The following is a 4,495-nucleotide window of genomic DNA, read 5'->3' as shown; positions in this document are numbered from 1 at the left end:
TTTTAACCGATTTTAAAAAGTAAGAGGTGTAACAAATGAAGGGCGCATTCCAGATGAGTCGAGAAGTATTTGAAAGTGATATATGGACAGACGTAGCAAAATTTCGATTATTCTTCTACATCGTCGGGAATGCTGTCTTTTCAGAAAAAGGAGTGCAAAAAGGCAGCGTTCACGTCGGGCGCGGACAATATTTGAGATCGTATCGAAATTTGAGAGAAGACTTAACATATTACGATAAAAACGCAGAGAAAAAATATGGATTAGCGACAATAACGCGCAAAGTTGACGAGTTAGTCAGCGAAGGAAGGCTCGAAATAAAACAGACGGAACACGGAACACTATTCACGGTGTGTAACTACGCACTGTATCAGGATTTGAACAATTACAAGGGCGAAGGTCGGAACAGCAACGGAACAGCAACGGAACAGCATCGGAACAATAAGAAGAATGTTAATAATGCTAAGAATGATTTAAACAACATCATCAACAGCGAATCAGCACAGCAATTTTTTCAAATCGAATTTCAAAGACCAATTCCAAGCCCGACAGAGGTTCAAACAATCGGGTACATGGTTAGCGATATGGGAGAGAACGGCGAAGAGTTGGTGATAGCTGCCATGAAATTAGCAGTTAACAAAAACAGAAAGAACCTTAGCTTTGTGGAACGAGCGTTAGAGCATTGGCGGAACGCAGGTGTTACGACGATAGAGCAAGCTAGAGCGCACGAACAAAACTTTAGGGATCAGCAACAAGGCAAACAGCAGTATGGGCAACGGAGAAACAACGGCGGGCGAAAAGAAGTATTACCAGACTGGATAGACAAACCAGAGGTGCTACCGCCGCAACAGACGGAACAGCCGAAAACGAAAGAAGAATTAGATCGTGAAGTAGCGGAAATGAAGCGGAAATTGAAGGAGGCGCGGGCGTGAAAAGAATTTTAGACGCGTGTTGTAGCGGTCGGATGTTCTGGTTTAACAAACAGCATCCGGACGCGGTTTACATGGACAATAGGGAGCTTGATACTACGCTTTGCGATGGCAGAAAATTAGTAGTTAAGCCTGATGTGGTAGGCGATTTTAGAAACATGCCATTCCCTGATGAATCGTTTTATCTTGTAGTATTTGACCCACCGCATTTGGTGCGAGCAGGTGATGATTCGTGGTTGGCCAAAAAATACGGAAAGCTCGGACCACTTTGGGAACACGATATTTCAGAGGGTTTCGATGAGTGTATGCGCGTGCTGAAACCGAACGGCACTCTCATTTTCAAATGGAATGAGGAGCAGATAAAACTAAGTGAGCTATTAAAAGTAATTGGCATGGAGCCACTTTTCGGCAATCGTAGAAGTAAAACACACTGGCTAGTATTTATGAAATAGGGGTGATTACATGATTAGCGAAGTTTTGGAAGAGGCAGAAGTAAAAATCTGCAATATCGTGAGGAAGAAGTTACACGACAGAAAAGCACCTGTGGCTCAGATGGCAATCCTGATGAAAGATATAGCGCGGTCTGTAGAGAATATTACTGGATTTGGTGCAAGGTGGGTAGCAGAGGATGAATCATTTTCAGACAACGAATCAAAGCTCTTTATCTCGGATGAGGGTTACTACCCTGAAATTGATCCAGTGGAATATCCAGTTTGCTGTTATCGAATAAAATATAACGCCGAACAAAATCTATTCATTGCAACAGAGATTTGGTAGCGTAAATATCGACGGAGGCGGTCGAATTTCGAACGAAAGCATAATTTATGAGTATTTACATGTCGGGAGTAAATAATCGCTTAAAAGTGCTTATAGGAGGTTTTAAAATGACAAGACTTTTAGAGAGACCTACCACAATTTTACCTAGCAATAAAAAAAGGCAGCTTGAAATCTTGCGCGAAATAATCGCTCTACAAAAAAATAGGAACTATGAGAAAAGTGTGTCAAAGTTACAAATGGAACTAGAGAAACTTATGGCGGAAAGAGACCATGCAAAACGCTCCTCTATCGCTAGTCAAATTATTCAAGAAATAGCTTGGGGAATTGAGTTTGACGATTTAAAAGCTACTCATTTTCAACTTATGAAGGATAAAGGCGTTACGATTCGAGAAATCGCTCGTTATTTTCATAAATCCAATAACGCGATGTACGAGCATTTAAAACATACCGGGATTTTTAAGAAGAAAAAATAGCCGAAATTGGAGGAAATAGCAATGAAAACTGTGGAATTTAAGCAAAAAGTAGAGGCTTTGGGCTATTCTATTGGCGTTACAGGCGCTTCTGAACCATGTTTTTGTATAAACAACAGGAGAGGTACACTCGCTTTTGTAGAGGTGAATAAGGTTGTAGGTATCGATACAACATTTGGAAGGTTTGAACAATTGAGTGACGCTGAAAAGCAATCGCTAGCAGAACTACTATTCGAATACGCCGCAACACCGCTAGACGAACGCGAAGAACCGAAAAAGTGGCGTATTAAGTGCCCGATTACAGGGCTATATTTGAACAAGGATAGAGACAGGGATAAGTATACATGGTCTTCTAGTAGGGAAGTACTTAGTTACCAAACCCAATTCACCCGCGCCGAAATCGAAGCCTTTACGTTTGAACATGCGCATTTGATTGAGGAAGAGGTGACGGAATGATGGAAGTGACGCAAATAATAATCATCACAAACGAAAATTTTCAAGGAGATCGCCCTGAATTTTTTACAACAAAGGAAAAATATGTAGACCATGGCTATATATTAGTCAAGAAAATATTCCTTGATGGCAACGGAGAAGTAACGATAGTGAATATTAACGGTTCGCAACGCATGTTCAGCGGATTCAAATATGAAGCGACGACAGAGGTGACGGAATGAAACGAATATTAGACGCATGTTGCGGATCAAGAATGTTCTGGTTTAACAAACAACATCCGGATGCTGTATATATGGATATTCGCGATTTCGAAGATACATTATGTGATGGCAGAAAGTTAGTCGTAAAACCTGATATTGTGGCAGATTTTAGGGATATGCCTTTTCCAGATGAAACCTTTAGTCTTGTAGTATTTGACCCGCCACATTTAGTACGAGCAGGCGACAATTCATGGTTGGTCAAAAAGTACGGAAAGCTCGGGCCACATTGGGAACAGGACATTTCCGCGGGATTTGACGAGTGCATGCGCGTGTTGAAACCGGATAGAGCGCTTATATTCAAGTGGAACGAGGAGCAAGTGAAATTGAAAGATGTTTTAAAAGCAATTGGAGTAGAGCCCCTATTTGGTGCCCGAAGAAGTAAGACACATTTTCTAGTATTTATGAAAGATGAGGTGAGCGACTGATGCCAGAATACAAACTGAAATGGACGGAAGAAACGCTAATGACAACTGTAATCGAAGCTGCAACGAAAGAAGAAGCCGAGAAAAAGTTTTACGCTGGTGACCGTGGAGAGCCTGATTGGCTGGACTCGAACATGTTGGACGACGATTTGGAAATTATAGAATTGAAGGAGGAAGAATAATGCCTGAAAAAATGGAAAAAAGGGAGTATGAAAAGTATAAAAAACGTATAAGAGTCGCATATAACGCGATTGTAACACTGATTGATGTTGATGCAGGCGATAAAGATTACGGAGATAAACAGCTCGATTACATGGAAATGCATGACGAACTTTCAAATGCGTTAGACGGGCTATCAAATGCATCACTAAATCTAGCTGTTTTGAAGGAGGAACAAGCATGACAGTAGGCGAACTAATTGAAGAACTTTCAAAGCATGAAAATGACGCACAACTAGAGATAGTGCTCGAAGGGGTCAGTACAGTAGGCGATTTAATTACCATGTCGATTGTCGCTGACGGATTTTTAGTCGAAGAATTCGAATTGGGAGGAGTAGAGGATTAATGACACAAAAATTCCAAGTTGGTGATCGCGTGCAGGTGATTGCTGAAAGCAGGTTGTTAACAAAAAAGATTCTTGAAATAGATAAAGACGGCGAAATGTATCGCATAGGTACGAGCAGTGATAACCGTTGGATTCATATCTATGACCTAGCCCCCGCACAAGAGTTATTTGAAGTGCCACAGTGGTTTGATGATGCGTATAAAGAAGTAATTTCAACGTATGGAGATAGCGAAAGTGCTAAAACGCAAATGATTTATTATATAAGCAGAGCAGGCAACGGTTTCGCTTTCTATCTTGACCATTCAGATACTAGAGTCTCGTACGTTGATGGCGCTACTGGATATGTGACAAGCAATACAATGAAACTAATTAACGCTGTACAACACGGCTACACAGTCGAAAAGGAGCCGTTGTATCGGGTACCTTTGACAGATGAAGGGCGAGATGGACTACTGATTGCGCTATCTTATGACGAGGAAACGGATGATTCTTATGAAGTTGTGCATGTGTTAAGTCAAGTATTTTCAGAAGAAAATTTCTACAAACTAACAGAAAAGCAAATAAGAGCGTATGACGAACGTTACTGGGCGTTTGCCGTGCCGGTTGAGGAGGGCGAAGGATGA

Annotated in this window: 11 protein-coding genes; all 11 read left to right on the top strand. The window is 41.3% G+C overall.

Annotation, left to right across the window (positions count from 1 at the left end; all coding sequences use genetic code 11):
* The first annotated feature begins 35 nt into the window (after nt 1–35).
* Complete coding sequence (locus DUK53_RS16700; protein ID WP_124893153.1) at nt 36–929, top strand: DnaD domain protein; 894 nt, start codon at nt 36–38, stop codon at nt 927–929.
* Between the two features lie 32 nt (nt 930–961).
* Nucleotides 962–1,378, top strand: coding sequence for a TRM11 family methyltransferase (locus DUK53_RS16695; RefSeq protein WP_124893155.1), 417 nt, complete (start codon nt 962–964; stop codon nt 1,376–1,378).
* Nucleotides 1,379–1,388: 10 nt separating this feature from the next.
* On the top strand, nt 1,389–1,703 hold the full coding sequence (locus DUK53_RS16690; RefSeq protein WP_124893151.1) for a hypothetical protein: 315 nt from the start codon (nt 1,389–1,391) through the stop codon (nt 1,701–1,703).
* A gap of 107 nt (nt 1,704–1,810) precedes the next feature.
* Nucleotides 1,811–2,176, top strand: a complete 366-nt coding sequence (locus DUK53_RS16685) for a hypothetical protein (protein WP_124893150.1) — start codon at nt 1,811–1,813, stop codon at nt 2,174–2,176.
* Between the two features lie 21 nt (nt 2,177–2,197).
* A complete protein-coding gene (locus DUK53_RS16680; RefSeq protein WP_124893148.1) occupies nt 2,198–2,629 on the top strand; it encodes a hypothetical protein in 432 nt (143 codons plus the stop codon).
* Nucleotides 2,626–2,847, top strand: a complete 222-nt coding sequence (locus DUK53_RS16675; RefSeq protein WP_124893146.1) for a hypothetical protein — start codon at nt 2,626–2,628, stop codon at nt 2,845–2,847. The genes DUK53_RS16680 and DUK53_RS16675 overlap by 4 nt, the downstream gene beginning before the upstream one ends.
* The gene (locus tag DUK53_RS16670) at nt 2,844–3,311 is read left to right on the top strand and encodes a class I SAM-dependent methyltransferase (protein WP_124893144.1); all 468 of its coding nucleotides are present in this window, start codon (nt 2,844–2,846) and stop codon (nt 3,309–3,311) included. Before DUK53_RS16675 ends, DUK53_RS16670 begins: the two co-directional genes overlap by 4 nt.
* Nucleotides 3,311–3,490 carry a hypothetical protein gene (locus DUK53_RS16665; RefSeq protein ID WP_124893142.1) on the top strand — a complete coding sequence of 60 codons (180 nt, stop codon included), beginning with the start codon at nt 3,311–3,313 and terminating at the stop codon, nt 3,488–3,490. Before DUK53_RS16670 ends, DUK53_RS16665 begins: the two co-directional genes overlap by 1 nt.
* Nucleotides 3,490–3,711, top strand: coding sequence for a hypothetical protein (locus tag DUK53_RS16660; protein ID WP_124893139.1), 222 nt, complete (start codon nt 3,490–3,492; stop codon nt 3,709–3,711). Before DUK53_RS16665 ends, DUK53_RS16660 begins: the two co-directional genes overlap by 1 nt.
* Nucleotides 3,708–3,872, top strand: a complete 165-nt coding sequence (locus DUK53_RS17620; protein ID WP_161564261.1) for a hypothetical protein — start codon at nt 3,708–3,710, stop codon at nt 3,870–3,872. The genes DUK53_RS16660 and DUK53_RS17620 overlap by 4 nt, the downstream gene beginning before the upstream one ends.
* Entirely contained in the window at nt 3,872–4,495 is a 624-nt protein-coding gene (locus DUK53_RS16655) for a DUF1642 domain-containing protein (protein WP_124893137.1), read from the top strand. Before DUK53_RS17620 ends, DUK53_RS16655 begins: the two co-directional genes overlap by 1 nt.

Origin of the sequence: Listeria sp. SHR_NRA_18 (genome assembly GCF_003856515.1) — a bacterium.
Taxonomy (GTDB): Bacteria; Bacillota; Bacilli; order Lactobacillales; family Listeriaceae; genus Listeria_A; species Listeria_A newyorkensis.
This window is presented reverse-complemented; position numbering and strand designations above follow the sequence as displayed.

Coding starts and splice junctions, on each gene's coding strand:
- DUK53_RS16700 (WP_124893153.1), top strand. CDS start 36: ATGAAGGGCGCATTCCAGATGAGTCGAGAAGTATTTGAAAGTGATATA.
- DUK53_RS16665 (WP_124893142.1), top strand. CDS start 3,311: ATGCCAGAATACAAACTGAAATGGACGGAAGAAACGCTAATGACAACT.
- DUK53_RS16690 (WP_124893151.1), top strand. CDS start 1,389: ATGATTAGCGAAGTTTTGGAAGAGGCAGAAGTAAAAATCTGCAATATC.
- DUK53_RS16680 (WP_124893148.1), top strand. CDS start 2,198: ATGAAAACTGTGGAATTTAAGCAAAAAGTAGAGGCTTTGGGCTATTCT.
- DUK53_RS16695 (WP_124893155.1), top strand. CDS start 962: ATGTTCTGGTTTAACAAACAGCATCCGGACGCGGTTTACATGGACAAT.
- DUK53_RS16655 (WP_124893137.1), top strand. CDS start 3,872: ATGACACAAAAATTCCAAGTTGGTGATCGCGTGCAGGTGATTGCTGAA.
- DUK53_RS16670 (WP_124893144.1), top strand. CDS start 2,844: ATGAAACGAATATTAGACGCATGTTGCGGATCAAGAATGTTCTGGTTT.
- DUK53_RS17620 (WP_161564261.1), top strand. CDS start 3,708: ATGACAGTAGGCGAACTAATTGAAGAACTTTCAAAGCATGAAAATGAC.
- DUK53_RS16660 (WP_124893139.1), top strand. CDS start 3,490: ATGCCTGAAAAAATGGAAAAAAGGGAGTATGAAAAGTATAAAAAACGT.
- DUK53_RS16675 (WP_124893146.1), top strand. CDS start 2,626: ATGATGGAAGTGACGCAAATAATAATCATCACAAACGAAAATTTTCAA.
- DUK53_RS16685 (WP_124893150.1), top strand. CDS start 1,811: ATGACAAGACTTTTAGAGAGACCTACCACAATTTTACCTAGCAATAAA.